Raw genomic sequence first — 17598 nt, 5'->3', positions numbered from 1 at the left:
CCGCTTGATGAGGTCTGTCCATGAATCCTGCCATCGCAACTGCCCTGACCAACCCCGGCGCCCCCATGAAAGTGCGCGGCGTGCAGAAACGCTTCGGCGCGTTCACTGCGCTGGATAACGTCTCCCTCGACGTCGCCGCCGGTGAGCTGGTGTGCCTGCTTGGCCCGTCGGGCTGCGGCAAGACCACGTTGCTGCGCTGCATCGCCGGTCTGGAGAAGCAGGACAGTGGCGAGCTGTACCTCGGCGACCGCGACGTTTCGCACCTCGCCCCACAAGCCCGCGACTATGGGATTCTGTTTCAGTCCTACGCGCTGTTTCCCAATCTGACCGTCGAAGCGAATATTGCCTACGGCCTCGCCGGCAGCGGCCGTGATGAAGTGCGCCGTCGCGTCGGCCAGATGCTGGAACTGGTCGGCCTCACCGGCAGCGAGAAAAAGTACCCCGGCCAGTTGTCCGGCGGCCAGCAACAGCGCGTTGCTCTGGCTCGGGCCTTGGCACCCGCACCCTCGCTGCTGTTGCTCGATGAACCGATGTCCGCCCTCGACGCCCGCGTCCGCGAGCATCTGTGCACCGAACTGCGGCAACTGCAGCGCAACCTCGGCATCACCACCCTGATGGTTACGCACAATCAGGACGAAGCCATGCTGATGGCCGACCGCATCGCCGTGATGAACAACGGCCGCGTCGAGCAGTACGCCACCCCGCAGGAAATCTACAACCGTCCGGCCACGCCGTTTGTGGCCGAGTTCGTCGGGCAGGGCAACTGGTTGCCATTCCAGCGCAGCAGCGACAGCCACGCCAGGGTTGGCGGGATGGATGTGCGTCTGGCGGATGGCAGTGTGAGCGGCGCCTCGGGCCGTCTGTTCTGCCGCCCGGAAGCGATCAACGTCAACCCGCCGGTGCACGAAGAAAACCTGTTCCCGGCCAAAGTCCGCGAAATCACCTTCCTCGGCAACCGCTGTCGCATGAGCTTCGAACTCGATCAATTGCCTGGCCACGCCTTGCTCGCCGAACTCGCCCCGGAAGCCATGCCGCGCCTCGGCGCCCAGCAAATCATGGTCGCCTTGCCGCCGCGCAGCCTGCAGGTGTTTGCCTGATGAACAGCAACCTCGCGCTGCCGCTACCGCACAAGCAGGTGCGCCAGACTTCGAAAGCCGAGATCGGCGATCGCATTTTTGTCGTCGGCGGCAAAGTCCTCTTGCTGGTGCTGCTCGGTATCGCGGTGTTGCTGCCGTTGCTGGCGATCTTCTGGCGTGGCTTCAGCAGTGAAGCCGGGCAGGGCGGTGGCTGGGTCGCGGCGAAGGAGCTGGTGACCAGCGAGAATTTCCACTGGCTGCTCGGCAACAGCCTGAAAGTTTCCCTCAGCGTCGCGGCCATCGTCGTACCGCTGGCTTACCTGTTTGCCTATGCGTTGCAACGCACGCTGATTCCGGCCAAGGGCATCTGGCGCGGGATTTCCCTGCTGCCGCTGATGGCGCCGTCGATGCTGCCGGGGATTGCGCTGGTTTATCTGTTCGGCAACCAGGGTATGTTGCGCGGCCTGCTCTCGGACAACATCTACGGGTTCTGGGGGATTGTGCTGGGTGAGGTGATTTACACCTTCCCGCATGCATTGATGATTTTGCTCTCGGCGCTGTCGCTGGCCGATGCGCGTCTGTTTGATGCCGCGTCGAGCATGGGCGCCAGTCCCGCCAAGGCTTTCCGCAGCATCACCTGGCCGGCCACTCGGCAAGCAGTATTCGCCGCGTTCTGTCTGGTGTTCACCCTGACCATCACCGATTTCGGCGTGCCGGTGGTGGTCGGTGGCGACTATCAAGTGCTGGCGCTGGAGGCCTACAAAGCCGTGGTCGGCCAACAACAATTTGGTCGCGGCGCGTTGATCGGCATGGTGCTGTTGCTGCCGGCACTGTTCAGCTTCGGCGTCGATGCGTGGCTGCGCCGCCGTCACGGTGACTCCATGAGCGGTCGGGCGCAGGTGTTCAAACCGGCGCCGTCGAAGCTGCGCGATGGCTGCTATCTGGCGATCGTCTTATTGATCAGCGCTGCGTTGATTCTGGTGTTCGGCATGGCGGTGTTTTCCTCGCTGGTGAAGTTCTGGCCGTACAACCTGTCGCTGTCACTCAATCATTACCAGTTCAACGAAACTGCTGGCGGTGGCTGGCTGGCCTACAGCAACAGTTTGAAAATGGCGTTGGGCACGGCGCTGATCGGCAGCGTGCTGATCTTCACCGGCGCTTACCTGATGGAGAAAACCCGCAGCCAACGCGGACTCAACCTGGCCCTGCGCATGCTCAGTTTTGTGCCGATGGCGGTGCCGGGGCTGGTGCTCGGTCTGGGTTACGTCTTCTTCTTCAACCTCACGGGTAACCCGCTGCATGTGCTCTACGGGACGATGACGCTGCTGATCGTCTGCACGATTGCGCACTACCTGACCACCGCACAAATGACCGCGACCACCGCGCTGCGCCAACTCGATGCCGAGTTCGAAGCCGCCGCGCTGTCGCTCAAAGCGCCGCTGTACCGCCACTACCTGCGTGTCACCGTACCGATCTGCCTTCCAGCGCTGCTGGATATCGTGCGCTACCTGTTCGTCTCGGCGATGACCACGGTGTCGGCGGCGATCTTCCTCTACAGCCCCGACACCATCCTTGCGGCGGTGGCAGTGCTGAACATGGATGACGCTGGCAACGTTGGCGGTGCGGCAGCGATGTCGACCCTGATTCTGTTCACCTCGGCGGGCGTGTCCTTGCTGCTGGCGTGGGCTTCGCGCGGCTTGCTGCGCCGTTCTCAAGCCTGGCGGCAAACCGCGCCCGGTCACTGATTCCAACCCCGTTCAACTCATTACAGGAAAACGATCATGTTCAAGCCTATGGCCCTGGCCGCTGCTGTGCTCGCTACTTTCAGCCTGAATGCCTTCGCGGCAAAAACCGAGTTGACGGTGTACACCGCCCTCGAAGCCGAGCAACTGAAGTCCTACAAGGAAGCGTTCGAAAAGGCCAATCCGGACGTCGAAATCAAGTGGGTGCGCGATTCAACCGGGATCATCACTGCCAAACTGCTCGCCGAGAAGGCTCGTCCGCAGGCTGATGCGGTGTGGGGCCTCGCGGCTTCGAGCCTGGCGATCCTCGATCAGCAAGGCATGTTGCAGAGCTACGCACCAAAGGACCTCGGCAAGATCGGCGCGAACTACCGCGACGCCGCCAACCCGCCAGCCTGGGTCGGCATGGATGTCTGGGCCGCGACCATTTGCTTCAACACCGTCGAGGCCGAGAAGCAGGGCCTGACCAAGCCCGTGAGCTGGCAGGACCTGACCAAACCTGAGTACAAGGGCAAGATCGTCATGCCGAATCCGGCGTCGTCCGGCACCGGTTTCCTTGACGTCAGCGCCTGGCTGCAAACCTTCGGCGAGAAGCAGGGCTGGGCCTACATGGACGGTCTGCACCAGAACATCGGGCAGTACGTTCACTCCGGTTCCAAGCCTTGCAAACTGGCAGCGGCGGGCGAGTTCCCGATTGGTATTTCCTTTGAATACCCGGCGGTACAGCTCAAGCGTCAGGGCGCGCCGCTGGACATCATCCTGCCGAAGGAAGGCCTGGGTTGGGAGATCGAAGCGACGGCGGTGATCAAAGGTACGCCGCATGAAGAGGCAGCCAAGAAACTGGCTGACTTCTCTGCCAGCGCTGAGGCGATGGATCTGTACAAGGAGAACTTCGCCGTCCTTGCGCAGCCAGGGATCGCCAAGCCGCAGACCGAATTACCGGCAGATTACGAGCAGCGCTTGATCAAGAACGACTTTGCCTGGGCGTCGAAGAACCGCGACGAGATCCTGACCGAGTGGCGCAAGCGTTATGACGGCAAGTCCGAGAAAGTGGCTGCCAAGTAAATCTTCGTAGTCTGACCGGGCCTCATCGCGAGCAGGCTCACTCCTACAGGGGAACGCATTCCAACTGTAGGAGCGAGCCTGCTCGCGAAAGCGGTCTCCCATGCAGGACAGCATCCAGATGACACAACACAAAGACCTGCTGATCGTCGGCGCCGGCATTCTCGGCTTATCGCACGCCTACGCCGCTGCCAAACGCGGCCTCAAGGTCGCCGTCTTCGAACGTACCGCCACGCCCCTTGGCGCCTCGGTGCGCAACTTCGGCCAGGCGCTGGTCACCGGCCAGCCACCGGGCACCATGCTCGAACTGGCCAAGGCCAGCCGCGACATCTGGGGCGATTGGGCGCAACTCGCCGGCCTGCAAATCAAGCGCAATGGCTCCTACCTGTTCGCAAGAACCGAAGCCGAAGAACACCTGCTCGAAACCTTCTGCAACGGTCGCGCCGTGGAACACGGTTACAACATCCAGTTGCTGCGCGGCGCTGCCTTGCGCGATCTGTATCACGGTCAGTTCAGCCACCACCGTGCCGCCTTGCACGGTATGGACGATCAACAGCTGTATTCGCGCGAAGCGATTCCGGCACTGATCGATTATCTGCACCGCGACCTTGGTGTGGAGTTTCATTTCTCCACGCTGGTGCGCGATGTCGAACCGGGACGTCTGCGCAGCACCGTCGGCAGTTTCACGGCGAAGCAGATTATCGTCTGCTCCGGCCACGATTATCAGACTTTGCTGGCCGAGCCGATTGCCGCACTCGACCCGCAAATCTGCCGTCTGCAAATGCTCCGCGCCAAACCGCAGATCAACCTGAATCTGCAACACGCCTTGCTCACCGGCCTCAGCTGCGTGCACTACGGCGCCTTCGCCGATCTGCCGGAAGCGGCGGCGGTGCAGGCGCAAATCCTCCGTGAGCAACCGCACCTGCACGACAACGGCATCCACCTGCTGATCAGCCCGACGCCTTACGGCGAACTGATCATCGGCGACTCGCACCATTACGGCAGCGATCCTTCCCCGTTCAACGCCGAGCAAGTGGACAACTGGATGCTCGAACTGGCCGAGCAGACGCTGGGCTGCAAGGTGCAAGTGGTCGAGCGCTGGCAGGGCGTCTATGGTTCCCGGGGGCCGGGGCCGTTCTCGTTCCTGCGCCCGGCAGCGGGGCTAAGTGTGGCGCTGATGCACACCGGCGTCGGCATGAGCGTCGGCCCGGCGTTGGCTGAGCGCAATATCGCGCAGTTGCTGGAGGAAGCTTGATGACAGGTCACGGGCAAGTCGTCGCCCGGGTGTTCGGGTTGTATGAACGCTTTGGCACTAGCGATTACATCGGCGAGCCGGTGTCGCAGATCGAGCACATGTCCCAGGCTGCCGAGCTGGCGATGGCCGAAGGCTTCGATGATGAAGTGGTGCTCGCGGCGTTCTTCCATGACATCGGCCATTTGTGTGCCGAGGGGGCGGAGAACATGGGCGGGTATGGCGTGGTCAGTCATGAGCGACTGGGTGCGGATTATTTGCGTGAGGCCGGGTTCAGCGAGCGTATGGCGCGGTTGGTGGAATATCACGTGCAGGCCAAGCGGTATTTGACGTTGCGTGAGCCGGGGTATTACGAACGCTTGAGTGAGGCGAGTCGGCGGACCCTGGAATATCAGGGCGGGGTGATGACCGAGGCTGAGGCGGATGCGTTTGCGCGGGATCCGTTGTGTGCGGTCAGCCTGCGGATGCGGCAGTGGGATGAGTTGGCGAAGGAGAGGGCGGTGCCGGTGATTGATCTGGCGGTGCTCAAGCGTAAGGCTGAAGTTTTGTTGTCGGCCGGGTGATTGCAACCCTCACCCCAGCCCTCTCCCGGAGGGAGAGGGGGCCGACCGAGTGATCTTCTGTCATACGCCGACCTGAAATATCCAGTCGAACTCAGGTTTGAAAAGCCTGGAGATCTGCTCCCTTCCCCCTCTACCCCTTGGGGGAGAGGGCTGGGGTGAGGGGGTAGCGATCTAAAGCTCAAGCACCCGATCAACCAACGCCTCAATCTGCTCCTGCCTTTCCGCTTGATTCAATTTCGCCTGCGGATTGAGCGACGACCACTGCGGATGCGCCCGCGCCTTGTTCAGCGCTTCAGGCAACTTGCCCTCACGCCAGGTTTTATCTTGCGGCGTTGCCACCTGAACCGCATCCATCGCCGCATGCCCACGCTGATCCAGCGCCAACACCAACTGCCGCTGACGCAACGCCAGCAGCCGCAACACCCCGTCATTCACTGTCAGCTCGCGTTGCCCTTTGATCTTGCCCAGCAACCGGCTGCCATAACTGCGCGCCGTTTGTAGCGCACCACCGGCAATTGCACCCGCCAGCGCCGCCGCGCCAAGGGTAATCCCGCCGACCAGCAAATCCACACCAGCCCCTGCCGCCGCACCGGCAGCAATGCCGCCACCCACGCGCACGCCGAGTTGCTTCAAGGTTTCCGGATTGAACAAGTCATCGCCCCAGCGCCCATCCAGCAGCGGCAAATCACTCGCCGCCGCATCTTGCGGGCGGAACGCATACAGCTTGAGCAGCGCCTCAACACACTTCTGCTCACGCTGGCGCACAGCCTTGCGCAGCTCGCTGATCGCTTGCTGTTCCTGCTCAACGTCGCTGACCACACTGCGCCGGCACGCGGCACAGTCGATCAACAATTCAGCAATCAATCGCGCCGCACTTTGCTGACGCGCGAGGCGCTGAGCCTGTTGATCAGCAATCAAGCGTTCCAGTTGCGGTCGGGCATTTTCCAGTAGCAGCGCGAGGCTTTCATACAGCCGCCGCTCGCCATCCTCCGGCGGCGCCACGCTGTCGAAACGCACCAGCGCATGCAGCCCAAGCCGCGCCAGCGCTTCACGCCAATCTGGCTCGCGATGGTTGGCGCTGCTGACAAAATTCAGTACCGGCAGCAGCGGTTTGCCGCAACTGGCGAGTACTTCCAGCTCATCGCGATACTTGGCCAACACCGGTTCGCGGGCGTCGATCACATACAAACCGGCGTCGGAGGCGAGCAGTTGCCGTAGCACTTTCGCCTCCTGCTCGAAACGCTGGCGCGCTTCGCTGCCGTCGAGAAACCGCGCCAGCCGCGCCGGGCCATCGAGGCGTTCGCCGGGCCGCTCCAGTCGTTCGAGGAAGTCGAGCAGAGCGATGGCATCTTCCAGCCCTGGCGTGTCGTAGAGATCGAGCAACGGCTCGCCGTCCACCGACAACCGCGCACCTTCGACATGCCGCGTGGTACTCGGGCGATGGGAGACTTCGCCGAAGCCGACATCGCGGGTCAGCGTGCGTAGCAGCGAGGTTTTGCCGACGTTGGTGTGGCCGACTACCGCGAGTTTCAGCGGCGCTTTCCAGGCATCAGTCATGGCCACTCTCCAGCCAGTTCAACGGTGCGCAATCGGCAAACTGCAGATCCAGCTGTTGCAGCGCGATGTGCCAGTCGCCGAGGCGCTCGGCATCCAGCGCTTCACCGGGCGGTGCTTGCAGCAGCCAGACGCGAGTCTCGCCCGCGCTACGCGCCAGTTCAGCGATCAAGGCGAGGCTGCCGCGATCCGGTGAACGCCGTGGGTCGCAGGCAATCGCCAGACGTGCCGGCGGGAAGCGGCTGAGTTGTTCGAGGAGTTTGTGGCGTGATTCGCGGCTGTCGAGGATGCCGGCGTTGCTGACATTCTTTGGCAGCGCGGGCGGCCATGGGCGTTGTTCGTCAAGTTCGATGGCCACCAGCAATGCGCCTTCACTGGCGAATTCGCCGACGGCGCTTTCGACGCGGTGCAATTGTGCCGGCTCCGGGTCGTTGACGCCGAGGCGTTCGCTGGTCGGCATCAGACGTTCGCGCAGTTGCGCGTAGCCGGGCAGATTCAGCTCCAGACGCAAGCGATCCCGACCACGCTTCCAGCGCCAACGGCAGAACAGCATCAGCAGCAGACGGGGTAGCACGCCATAGATCAGCACCGCGCCGACCAGCCATATCGCCCACATCTGGCGAACCAGGACGCGGTTGTAATCGGTGTCCAGCGTCACGCGAATCATGTCCACGCTCGGCGCACTCCAGCCCAGCGCATGGGGAATGACGGTCAACGCATCAGTCAGTGCCGCGAAGAAGTCCGCGCCCAGCAGCGTGCTTTCCCAGATGAAGTCATATTGCCGAGTGGCCATCATCAATATCAGCATGCTTAGCGCGCTGAACATGATCAGCAGCCACAGGCCATTGACCAGCGTGCCAATCGCCCAGCGATTGAGTTTGTGGCGTTGCAGCAAGACCAGTAATGCGGGGGGTAATTGCGCGGCTTTGGCGTCCCGGGCAAATTTTTCGCTGAGCCACAGCCACAGGCGGCCGAGCGCTGCTCCGTGTTCGCCAGCGAAAAGCAGGCCCAGCGCCCAGCTCAGCAGGAGGATCAGATTGACCCCGAGCAAGGTGCCCAGCGCCCAGAAAATATTGACCGCTCGTGTGCCGTCGCCGAGCGCAGAAAATGCCATACCTGCACCAGTGACGCAGGCCAGTAGCGCCATCAGCACCAGCGCCAGACGCGCACCTTGCAGCCAGTGTTTGAGGGCCGCCGTCAGCCCGTCACGCTCGGCCAGCCATAAAGCCCGGCGCTGAATGCGGCTCGGCAGATCGCCGCCGGCCGTGCGCGCCTGTCGGTTGGCTTCCAGATCATCCAATGGGCCTGCGTGTTCTTCGCGCAGGCGCACGGTCTCGGTGAGCCAGAGATTTTGCAGTGGAGTCAGTTCAGTCACGCGGCATCCCGTCGCTTAATTGATTGAAGAGCATAACCGCTGTGGCGCTTATCCGGGTAAGCGAGGCTCTGGTATCCTCGCCGGCATGACTAAATCACTCCCCCTCAGCCTGATCGCAGCCCTCGGTGAAAACCGCGTGATCGGCGTCGACAACAGCATGCCCTGGCACCTGCCGGGGGACTTCAAATACTTCAAGGCCACCACCTTGGGCAAGCCGATCATCATGGGTCGCAAGACCTGGGATTCGCTCGGCCGGCCATTGCCGGGGCGCTTGAACATCGTGGTCAGCCGTCAGACCGGTCTGGTGCTCGAAGGTGCGGAAGTTTATCCGTCGCTGGAAGCTGCCGTGGTTCGCGCCGAGGAATGGGCGAAGGAACAGGGCGTTGATGAGCTGATGCTGATTGGCGGCGCGCAGTTGTACGCGCAAGGGCTGGCGCAGGCGGATCGTCTGTATCTGACCCGTGTCGCGTTGAGCCCGGAAGGGGATGCGTGGTTTCCAGAGTTTGATTTGGAGCAGTGGAAACTGGTGTCGAATCTGCCGAATCCGGCTGAAGGCGACAAACCCGCGTACAACTTCGAAGTCTGGGAAAAAGCTTAAAAGATCGCAGCCTGCGGCAGCTCCTACACGGTATCCGCGTTCCCTGTAGGAGCTGCCGAAGGCTGCGATCTTTTGATCTTGCTTTACATTACGCTTGAGCCAGCTCCGCATGCTCATCCGCATCCAGCAATTCTTTATCAGTCTGTTGCATCACCTGACTGGTAATCGCCCCAGCGGTAATCGAACCACTCACGTTCAACGCCGTGCGGCCCATATCGATCAGCGGCTCAACCGAAATCAGCAACGCCACCAGTGACACCGGCAAGCCCATCGCCGGCAGCACGATCAGCGCCGCGAACGTCGCGCCGCCACCGACACCGGCAACACCCGCCGAACTCAAGGTCACAATCGCCACCAGCGTCGCAATCCACAGCGGATCCAGCGGGTTGATACCAACTGTCGGCGCAACCATCACTGCCAGCATCGCCGGGTACAGACCGGCGCAACCGTTCTGGCCAATCGTCGCACCAAACGACGCAGCAAAACTCGCCACCGATTGTGGAATGCCCAGACGACGGGTCTGCGCTTCAATGCTCAGCGGAATGCTCGCGGCGCTGGAACGGCTGGTGAACGCGAACGTCAGCACCGGCCAGATCTTGCGGAAGAAGCGCAACGGGTTGATACCCGCCGCGGAAACCAGCAAACCGTGCACGACGAACATCAGGCCCAGACCGAGGTACGACACCACCACAAAACTGCCGAGTTTGATGATGTCTTGCAGGTTGGAACCGGCGACTACTTTGGTCATCAGCGCCAGCACGCCGTACGGGGTCAGTTTCATCACCAGACGCACCAGACGCATCACCCAGGCTTGCAGGGTGTCGATGGCGTTGATCACTTTCTGACCTTTCTCAACGTCATCCTTGAGCAGTTGCAGCGCTGCGACTCCGAGGAACGCGGCGAAAATCACCACGCTGATGATCGAGGTTGGCTTGGCCCGTGCAAGGTCGGCAAACGGGTTTTGCGGGATGAACGACAGCAGCAGTTGCGGCACATTCAGGTCGGCGACCTTGCCGGCGTAGTCGGTCTGAATGGTTTGCAGACGGGCCATTTCCTGGGTGCCGGCGACCAGACCTTCAGCGGTGAGGCCGAACAGGTTGGTCAGGCCGATGCCGATCAGCGCCGCGATCGCAGTGGTGAACAGCAGGGTGCCGATGGTCAGGAAGCTGATCTTGCCCAGCGACGAAGCATTGTGCAGGCGTGCCACGGCGCTGAGGATCGAGGCGAACACCAACGGGATGACGATCATTTGCAGCAACTGCACGTAGCCGTTGCCGACCAGATCGAACCAGCCGATCGACGCTTTCAGCACCGGGTTGCCGGCACCGTAAACGGTGTGCAGGGCTACGCCGAACGCAACACCCAGCACCAGCGCGAGCAGGACTTTTTTCGCCAGGCTCCACGTGGTGTGGCGGGTTTGTGCCAGACCGAAGAGCAGGGCGAGGAACACCAGCAGGTTGAGAATCAACGGTAGATTCATGATATCTCCAGGAAAGACTGTGCCAACAGCCTTCCGGGGCTGCTGCGAACCGGCAAGCCTAACAGCTTGATTTGCAATGATTTAATACCGAAATCTTAGGGCAACCGTCGTTTTTGGAATAAGCCCGTGTCGCTCTCGGCAATGCATCTGGCGCGATAGGGACGCGGACGGTCGCTGTCAGACGAGGACTGTCACACTAATTTGTTAGCGTCGATCTCTTTGAATCAGGGAGAAGAGGCTTATGAAGTTCGCACCGAAATTTCTGGCTGTCGCACTGACTGTGGGCATGGGTCTGGCCACTCAGGCGTTCGCTACTGACCTGAAACACTGGCCGGCCGATCAGGCCAAGGCGCTGGACGCGATGATCGCCGCCAACGCCAACAAGGGTAACTACGCGGTGTTCGACATGGACAACACCAGTTACCGCTACGACCTCGAAGAATCCTTGTTGCCGTTCATGGAAAACAAGGGCCTGATCACCCGCGACAAACTCGACCCTTCCCTGAAACTGATGCCGTTCAAGGACACCGCCGACCACAAGGAAAGCCTGTTCAGTTACTACTATCGCCTCTGCGAAGTCGACGACATGGTCTGCTACCCGTGGGTGGCGCAGGTGTTCTCCGGTTTCACCCTCAAGGAACTCAAAGGCTACGTCGATGAGCTGATGGCTTCGGGCAAGCCGGTGCCAGCGACTTACTACGAAGGCGATGTGGTCAAGAAACTCGACGTCAATCCGCCGAAGATCTTCACCGGCCAGCAAGAGCTGTACAACAAGCTGATGGAGAACGGCATCGAGGTCTATGTGATGACCGCCGCCTCTGAGGAGCTGGTGCGTATGGTCGCGGCGGATCCGAAGTATGGCTACAACGTCAAACCGCAGAACGTCATTGGCGTGACCACGCTGCTGAAGAACCGCGAAACCAACGAACTGACCACGGCACGCAAGCAGATCACCGCCGGCAAATATGACGAGAAGGCCAACCTTGGGCTCGAACTGACGCCGTATCTGTGGACGCCGGCGACGTGGATGGCCGGCAAGCACGCAGCGATTCTGACCTACATCGATGAATGGAAAAAACCGGTATTGGTCGGTGGCGATACCCCGACCAGCGACGGTTACATGCTGTTCCACGATGTCGATGTGGCCAAGGGCGGTATTCACTTGTGGATCAACCGCAAGGACAAGTACATGACGCAGTTGAACGGCATGATGGCCAAGCATGCGGCGGCGCAGGCCAAGGAAGGTTTGCCGGTGACGGCGGACAAGAACTGGGTGATCGTCAAGCCTGAGGAAATCCAATAATCCCCTGTAGGAGCTGCCGAAGGCTGCGATCTTTTGATCTTGTTTTAAGGGCAAGATCAAAAGATCGCAGCCTTCGGCAGCTCCTACAGGGATCGGGTTTTCATTCTTCAAACAAAAAAATGCCCCGCACTTGGCGGGGCATTTTTGTTTCGGCGATTTGACGCTTACAGCCCGTCGAGCATCGCTTTGTTACGCACAGCACCCTTGTCGGCACTGGTCGCCAGCAGGGCGTAGGCCTTGAGGGCGGTGGTCACTTTGCGTGGACGCACCTCGACCGGTTTCCAGCCTTTCTTGTCCTGTTCGGCACGGCGTGCGGCCAGTTCTTCGTCGCTGACCAACAGGTTGATCGAGCGGTTCGGAATGTCGATCAGCACCTTGTCGCCGTCCTGCACCAGACCGATCGCGCCGCCGGCTGCTGCTTCTGGCGAAGCGTGGCCGATCGACAGACCCGACGTGCCGCCGGAGAAACGACCGTCGGTGAGCAGCGCACAGGCTTTGCCCAGACCTTTGGATTTCAGGTACGACGTCGGGTAGAGCATTTCCTGCATGCCCGGGCCGCCTTTCGGGCCTTCGTAGCGAATGATGACGATGTCGCCTTCCTTCACTTCGTCAGCGAGGATGCCGCGTACGGCGCTGTCCTGGCTTTCAAAGATCTTCGCGTTGCCTTCGAAGACGTGGATCGACTCGTCAACGCCGGCGGTTTTCACCACGCAGCCATCGAGCGCGATGTTGCCGTACAGCACGGCCAAACCACCTTCTTGCGAATAGGCGTGTTCGAAGCTGCGGATGCAGCCGTTCTCACGGTCGTCATCGAGGGTTTCCCAACGGGTCGACTGGCTGAACGCCGTCTGTGTCGGAATACCGGCAGGGCCGGCCTTGAAGAAGTGGTGCACGGCTTCATCGTCGGTCTGGGTGATGTCCCACTTGGCGATGGCTTCTTCCATGCTGCGGCTGTGCACGGTCGGCAGGTCGGTGTGCAGCAGGCCACCACGGGCCAGCGAACCGAGGATGCTGAAGATACCGCCAGCGCGGTGCACGTCTTCCATGTGGTACTTCTGGATGTTCGGCGCCACTTTGCACAGTTGCGGGACGCTGCGCGAGAGACGGTCGATGTCGCGCAGGTCGAAATCGATCTCGGCTTCCTGAGCGGCAGCGAGCAAGTGCAGGATGGTATTGGTCGAGCCGCCCATGGCGATGTCGAGCATCATCGCGTTCTCGAACGCCTTGAAGTTGGCGATGTTGCGCGGCAATACCGACTCATCGTTCTCGCCGTAGTAGCGTTTGCACAGCTCGACGATGGTGCGGCCGGCCTGCAGGAACAGTTGTTCGCGGTCGCTGTGGGTGGCGAGGGTCGAACCGTTGCCGGGCAATGCCAGACCCAGTGCTTCGGTCAGACAGTTCATCGAGTTGGCGGTGAACATGCCGGAGCACGAACCGCAGGTCGGGCAGGCGCTGCGCTCGTACTCAGCGACTTTCTCGTCAGAAGCGCTGGCGTCGGCGGCGATCACCATGGCATCGACAAGGTCGAGGCCGTGGGAAGCGAGTTTGGTCTTGCCGGCTTCCATCGGGCCGCCGGAAACGAAGATCACCGGAATGTTCAGGCGCAAGGCAGCCATCAGCATGCCCGGGGTGATCTTGTCGCAGTTGGAGATGCAGACGATGGCGTCGGCGCAGTGGGCGTTGACCATGTACTCGACGGAGTCGGCGATGATTTCGCGACTCGGCAGCGAATACAGCATGCCGTCGTGGCCCATGGCGATGCCGTCATCCACGGCGATGGTGTTGAATTCCTTGGCCACGCCACCGGCGCGTTCGATTTCACGGGCGACCAATTGACCGAGGTCCTTCAGGTGCACGTGGCCCGGTACGAACTGGGTAAACGAGTTGGCAATGGCGATGATCGGCTTTTTGAAGTCGTCATCTTTCATCCCCGTGGCGCGCCACAGTGCGCGGGCACCGGCCATGTTGCGGCCGTGGGTGGATGTTTTCGAGCGGTAATCTGGCATGGAGCACTCCGGGCGGCTAATCAGGTATCAAAGGGGAGTGAGCTTCTATTGACGTCTGGAACACTCAGAAATGGCCGTGTGTCCGTGAAGTTGCCGATGACGTTGCGGGATCGCCGCTGGTCTCAGCCTGAGCTCATAAACCCGCCGGGGGATGAATGGCGATGAATCAGCCGATTCTACACCGCTGGCGTCTGGAGGGAATGGCGCAAAGCGTTGTTCCAGTGCCGACGGCGTGTATGGGATGACGATCGGCGGGTTTAATCACCGCCGGTCTGCGCCATGACGTTGCCTTCAAGGTTTTTCGCGCGACGGCTGAGCCGGTTGTTGAGCACCAGCGCGATCGCGCTCAGCAGCACAAAGCTGTAGCCCAGCGTCAATTGCAGATTGGCCGGACTGAGGCTGATCAATGCGCTGATCAGGCCGCCACAAATAAAGATGATCGTACTGCCCGCCGAGGCCGATGTGCCGGCGTTCTCAGGAAACAGGCCCATGGCCCTAGAGGTGGCGGCTGGGCGGGCAATGGTGGTGCCGGCGGTGCAGATCAGCATCGGGATCAACACCGTGGCCGGCGCCAACACATGATTGGCTGCCAGGTACAGCATTGCCAGTCCCGACAGCAGTATCAGACTCAGCCCGGTGAAGATTTGCTGAACCGGGGTGATGCGTCGATTGAGTACCGCGGCGATGATCCCGCCGACAACATATGCCGCACCGTAAACCAGCAGGATCAGCGAAAAGTCGTAAGGCGCGAGTTGCAGTTGGTCCATGAAAATCAGCGGCGAAATCACGATGAACGAGAAGTGGCAGGCGAAGGCAAACGCCGAAATCAGCCAGTAGCCGACAAACTCGAAGTCCCCCAGCACGCGCCGGTAGGATTGAATGAAGCCGGTCGGCGGACCACCTGAGGCCGGACGGCTGCTCGGTAAAAACAGCCAGGCCTTGATCAGCACCATGGCGGACAGTGCGGAAAAGATCCAGAAGCTGCCGCGCCAACCAAGTGTCGCCTGGAGAAAAGTCCCGGCCAGCGGCGATACCGAAATGAATATCCCGGTCGCCGTGACCATCAGGATCCGTAACCGGTCGCGCTCTTCACCTTCGAACAGATCCTGCACCAGTGCCTGCGACAGCACGAAACATCCACAGCCCAAGGCCTGCATCACCCGAAACACCAGGAATAGCGTGTAATCGGAGGTCATCACGCAACCGAACGCACCCAGCATCGATACGCTCATGCCGGCGAGTAACAGGCCCTTGCGCCCGATCACGTCCGAGAGGGGGCCGATCAAGAGCTGGGCAAACGCGATCCCCACGGCGAACAGGCTGATGGACAGTGCGATGTCTGCCGGTGAACGGAGAAAGTGCGTCGCCATTGCCGGAAAGGAGGGCAGCAGCACGTCCAGTGGAAACACACCCAGCAGCACCATGGCCAGCAACAGGCTGACAGCGGCGCGGCGCTGCCTGGTGGTTGCCAAGGATTGTCCTTTATCCATCGATCAGTCCCGCCTTGGCGAAAAGTTTCTGGTTATGGGGAAGTGCGAAAAAACCGGCCTTGCGTAGTGCGTCCAGCGTTGCGATGGCGCCTGATCGTGCACGGGCCCGGTTGGCTTGCACCGTTGCCATGCCGCCGACGATTTGTTTCACGTCACTGTCGGCGATGCCTGCCCCTCGCAGGCTCTGTTGCAGCCAGCGTTCGTCGGCCTCGAAAAAAATCCCGATGATCTCCAGCAGTGTCCGGCTCACAAACGCACGCTGGCGGCTGTTCATCGACAGCCAGAAATAATGGAACACCTCGCTGAAGTAGCGGCTGTGGCGGGCTTCGTCAGTCAGGTGGTCGCGCAGCATGTCGTTGACGCTGGACACCAGGCTGTCGCGGCAGACGTCCAGCAGTTCGCGGGCAATGATGGTTTCCGAGACGAAACCGAGCAGAAACCATGCCAGTGGCCGGTTGTTTTCCGGGGTGCGGGCGATCAGTGCGTTGAGGCGGCTGATGCGCTTCGGAATCGTCGGACGTCCGGTGAACCCGTAGAACGCGGCGATCTGTTCGGCGAGGCGATTGGAGAACAGCGCGTGATAACCCTCGTCGGTGTAGAGCTGCAGCGCGGCGTGCTTCATCGGCAGAGGCACATAAAGAGGCAGTTCCCGGTGCACGATGACTTCCACTGCACGATTGACGATGCGGTGTTCAAGCAAGGTGGTGTAATCGAGAAAATGCACCAGATGGTTGGCTGCCAGTCGATGCTGTACGTCGCGCCCCGCCGCCTGGATGGCCGGATGTGCCAGATAAGGCAGAAATGCCGGCGGGAACCAGTGGCGGGTTTGCAGTTGCAGCGGCACATCGTCGGGCAATTGATAGTCATGGGTACTGCTGCGCACCGAGGCCCGGCTTTCCCAGTCTCCCAAGGTGAATTTGAGCGCCCAGGAGACCGGCGCTTGATCAGAGTCGGCCATCGACAGGGTCATGCCTGTCCCTCGCGCAACAGCTCGCGCATCTCGTGGCACATCACTTGCCCGTCGCTTTGTCCACAGCCAACAAAGAACAGCGGTTGTTCAGCGCTGCCCTCGAGATTGAGCAGTGCTTCGACCTGCTGGTCGGCAAATGCGCCGGTCAGCCAGGTGTTGAGGCCCAGTGCCGTGGCGACCAGTTGAAAGGTTTGCGACAAGTGGCCCGCTTCAACGAAGGCCATGCGATAGGCCCGCGAATGTTCGTACTTCCACCAGAGCCGGTCAAAACGGGCGGTGATGAACAACCCTAGCGGCAGGTTGTTGATGAAGTGCTGACCGCCGAGCAATTGGCCCAGCGCTGGTTGAGGCAGCGGATTGATCCGGCTCAGGGTGTGGTCGGCCGGATGATAGGCATAGATGCCGGGCTCCAGGCCATCGACGTTCTGCACCAGGAGGAAGCCTTCGCAAGCGTTCAGGCCCCCCGCGGAAGGACTGCTTCGCCGTGCGCTTAGTCCTTGGGCGATGCTGTCGTCGCGATCATTGTCTCGTTCATGGAGATAACCGAGGGAAAGGTAAAGCAGGGTGCCGACGTCCTTCAGCGTTATCGCTGCACCTGTATAGGAGCGGCAGGTTTTGCGCTGGAGCAGAACATTTCCCAGGCGGTCGTTATTCAAAGCGCACGGCGCAGGCAGGGCGATACGCTGCTCGGGTGCTGGCGTCGGGCGGTCTGCAGCAGGCTGTGGGGTGGCCAGTACTTCGTTGCAGTGCGCCAGATATTGCCTGGACCACTCGTGAATATTCTGTGGGGTATGTTCGCAGGGAATATTTTGTGTGCCGATGTGATAAATCTTCGACAACTCATCCCAGCCCCATGGCGGATTGTCTATTTTTGAAACGGTCAGAATATCTGCGCTCAATAGTTGTGTGTCTATTATGTTGTGCGCGTCGAAAAGTTGAGGGTCGTTGATTAGTTGCGCAAGGCGAGTTGCATAGTTCAGATCAAGTTCGTGTTGTGTATGGTTTTTATAATTCCACACAACTTGTCCGGTCTGGCGCGGCAATATAAACAAGTAAGGATTGATGTGCATATTGATCGTTTCACTCTGGAAGAAGTCAAAAGGACGCCGGGTTGCCGGCACTCCCCA

General features: G+C 60.8%; 14 protein-coding genes. 7 read left to right on the top strand and 7 right to left on the bottom strand.

Annotated features, from left to right (window positions below; all coding sequences use genetic code 11):
* Positions 1-20 precede the first annotated feature (20 nt).
* The 5 genes from H8F23_RS24650 (at position 21) to H8F23_RS24630 (ending at position 5695) form a co-directional block, all read left to right on the top strand.
* The gene (locus H8F23_RS24650; RefSeq protein WP_194936123.1) at positions 21-1097 is read left to right on the top strand and encodes a putative 2-aminoethylphosphonate ABC transporter ATP-binding protein; all 1077 of its coding nucleotides are present in this window, start codon (positions 21-23) and stop codon (positions 1095-1097) included.
* The gene (locus H8F23_RS24645; RefSeq protein ID WP_194936122.1) at positions 1097-2821 is read left to right on the top strand and encodes a putative 2-aminoethylphosphonate ABC transporter permease subunit; all 1725 of its coding nucleotides are present in this window, start codon (positions 1097-1099) and stop codon (positions 2819-2821) included. Before H8F23_RS24650 ends, H8F23_RS24645 begins: the two co-directional genes overlap by 1 nt.
* A gap of 36 nt (positions 2822-2857) precedes the next feature.
* Entirely contained in the window at positions 2858-3883 is a 1026-nt protein-coding gene (locus H8F23_RS24640) for a putative 2-aminoethylphosphonate ABC transporter substrate-binding protein (protein WP_007912988.1), read from the top strand.
* Positions 3884-4001: 118 nt separating this feature from the next.
* Complete coding sequence (locus H8F23_RS24635; RefSeq protein WP_194936121.1) at positions 4002-5135, top strand: TIGR03364 family FAD-dependent oxidoreductase; 1134 nt, start codon at positions 4002-4004, stop codon at positions 5133-5135.
* Complete coding sequence (locus tag H8F23_RS24630; protein WP_194936120.1) at positions 5135-5695, top strand: phosphonate degradation HD-domain oxygenase; 561 nt, start codon at positions 5135-5137, stop codon at positions 5693-5695. The genes H8F23_RS24635 and H8F23_RS24630 overlap by 1 nt, the downstream gene beginning before the upstream one ends.
* A gap of 171 nt (positions 5696-5866) precedes the next feature.
* Here H8F23_RS24630 and H8F23_RS24625 read toward each other — a convergent pair whose 3' ends face one another.
* Both H8F23_RS24625 and H8F23_RS24620 read right to left on the bottom strand, forming a co-directional pair.
* The gene (locus H8F23_RS24625) at positions 5867-7252 is read right to left on the bottom strand and encodes a GTPase/DUF3482 domain-containing protein (RefSeq protein WP_194936119.1); all 1386 of its coding nucleotides are present in this window, start codon (positions 7250-7252) and stop codon (positions 5867-5869) included.
* Positions 7245-8624, bottom strand: a complete 1380-nt coding sequence (locus H8F23_RS24620) for a DUF2868 domain-containing protein (protein WP_194936118.1) — start codon at positions 8622-8624, stop codon at positions 7245-7247. The genes H8F23_RS24625 and H8F23_RS24620 overlap by 8 nt, the downstream gene beginning before the upstream one ends.
* An 85-nt stretch (positions 8625-8709) precedes the next feature.
* Here H8F23_RS24620 and H8F23_RS24615 point away from each other — a divergent pair, with 85 nt between their 5' ends.
* Positions 8710-9222: a dihydrofolate reductase gene (locus H8F23_RS24615; protein WP_194936117.1), complete on the top strand. Its 513-nt coding sequence runs from the start codon at positions 8710-8712 to the stop codon at positions 9220-9222.
* Between the two features lie 88 nt (positions 9223-9310).
* Here H8F23_RS24615 and H8F23_RS24610 read toward each other — a convergent pair whose 3' ends face one another.
* Positions 9311-10702, bottom strand: coding sequence for an L-cystine transporter (locus H8F23_RS24610; protein ID WP_095049438.1), 1392 nt, complete (start codon positions 10700-10702; stop codon positions 9311-9313).
* 241 nt (positions 10703-10943) lie between these two features.
* Here H8F23_RS24610 and H8F23_RS24605 point away from each other — a divergent pair, with 241 nt between their 5' ends.
* On the top strand, positions 10944-12005 hold the full coding sequence (locus H8F23_RS24605; protein ID WP_064116295.1) for an HAD family hydrolase: 1062 nt from the start codon (positions 10944-10946) through the stop codon (positions 12003-12005).
* Between the two features lie 164 nt (positions 12006-12169).
* Here H8F23_RS24605 and ilvD read toward each other — a convergent pair whose 3' ends face one another.
* The 4 genes from ilvD to H8F23_RS24585 form a co-directional block, all read right to left on the bottom strand.
* Complete coding sequence (gene ilvD, locus H8F23_RS24600; protein WP_099757433.1) at positions 12170-14011, bottom strand: dihydroxy-acid dehydratase; 1842 nt, start codon at positions 14009-14011, stop codon at positions 12170-12172.
* A 257-nt stretch (positions 14012-14268) separates the two neighbouring features.
* Complete coding sequence (locus H8F23_RS24595) at positions 14269-15501, bottom strand: multidrug effflux MFS transporter (protein WP_194936116.1); 1233 nt, start codon at positions 15499-15501, stop codon at positions 14269-14271.
* A complete protein-coding gene (locus H8F23_RS24590) occupies positions 15494-16471 on the bottom strand; it encodes a diiron oxygenase (protein ID WP_194936115.1) in 978 nt (325 codons plus the stop codon). The genes H8F23_RS24595 and H8F23_RS24590 overlap by 8 nt, the downstream gene beginning before the upstream one ends.
* On the bottom strand, positions 16468-17541 hold the full coding sequence (locus tag H8F23_RS24585; protein WP_194936171.1) for a SagB family peptide dehydrogenase: 1074 nt from the start codon (positions 17539-17541) through the stop codon (positions 16468-16470). Before H8F23_RS24585 ends, H8F23_RS24590 begins: the two co-directional genes overlap by 4 nt.
* Positions 17542-17598: the final 57 nt, after the last annotated feature.

The organism is Pseudomonas neuropathica (assembly GCF_015461835.1).
In the GTDB taxonomy this organism is placed as follows: domain Bacteria; phylum Pseudomonadota; class Gammaproteobacteria; order Pseudomonadales; family Pseudomonadaceae; genus Aquipseudomonas; species Aquipseudomonas neuropathica.
Note: the sequence above shows the minus strand (reverse complement) of the source record. Positions and strands in the feature narration are given on the sequence as shown.

Coding starts and splice junctions, on each gene's coding strand:
- ilvD (WP_099757433.1), bottom strand. CDS start 14,011: ATGCCAGATTACCGCTCGAAAACATCCACCCACGGCCGCAACATGGCC.
- H8F23_RS24645 (WP_194936122.1), top strand. CDS start 1,097: ATGAACAGCAACCTCGCGCTGCCGCTACCGCACAAGCAGGTGCGCCAG.
- H8F23_RS24615 (WP_194936117.1), top strand. CDS start 8,710: ATGACTAAATCACTCCCCCTCAGCCTGATCGCAGCCCTCGGTGAAAAC.
- H8F23_RS24630 (WP_194936120.1), top strand. CDS start 5,135: ATGACAGGTCACGGGCAAGTCGTCGCCCGGGTGTTCGGGTTGTATGAA.
- H8F23_RS24590 (WP_194936115.1), bottom strand. CDS start 16,471: ATGACCCTGTCGATGGCCGACTCTGATCAAGCGCCGGTCTCCTGGGCG.
- H8F23_RS24610 (WP_095049438.1), bottom strand. CDS start 10,702: ATGAATCTACCGTTGATTCTCAACCTGCTGGTGTTCCTCGCCCTGCTC.
- H8F23_RS24640 (WP_007912988.1), top strand. CDS start 2,858: ATGTTCAAGCCTATGGCCCTGGCCGCTGCTGTGCTCGCTACTTTCAGC.
- H8F23_RS24605 (WP_064116295.1), top strand. CDS start 10,944: ATGAAGTTCGCACCGAAATTTCTGGCTGTCGCACTGACTGTGGGCATG.
- H8F23_RS24585 (WP_194936171.1), bottom strand. CDS start 17,541: ATGCACATCAATCCTTACTTGTTTATATTGCCGCGCCAGACCGGACAA.
- H8F23_RS24650 (WP_194936123.1), top strand. CDS start 21: ATGAATCCTGCCATCGCAACTGCCCTGACCAACCCCGGCGCCCCCATG.
- H8F23_RS24635 (WP_194936121.1), top strand. CDS start 4,002: ATGACACAACACAAAGACCTGCTGATCGTCGGCGCCGGCATTCTCGGC.
- H8F23_RS24625 (WP_194936119.1), bottom strand. CDS start 7,252: ATGACTGATGCCTGGAAAGCGCCGCTGAAACTCGCGGTAGTCGGCCAC.
- H8F23_RS24595 (WP_194936116.1), bottom strand. CDS start 15,501: ATGGATAAAGGACAATCCTTGGCAACCACCAGGCAGCGCCGCGCCGCT.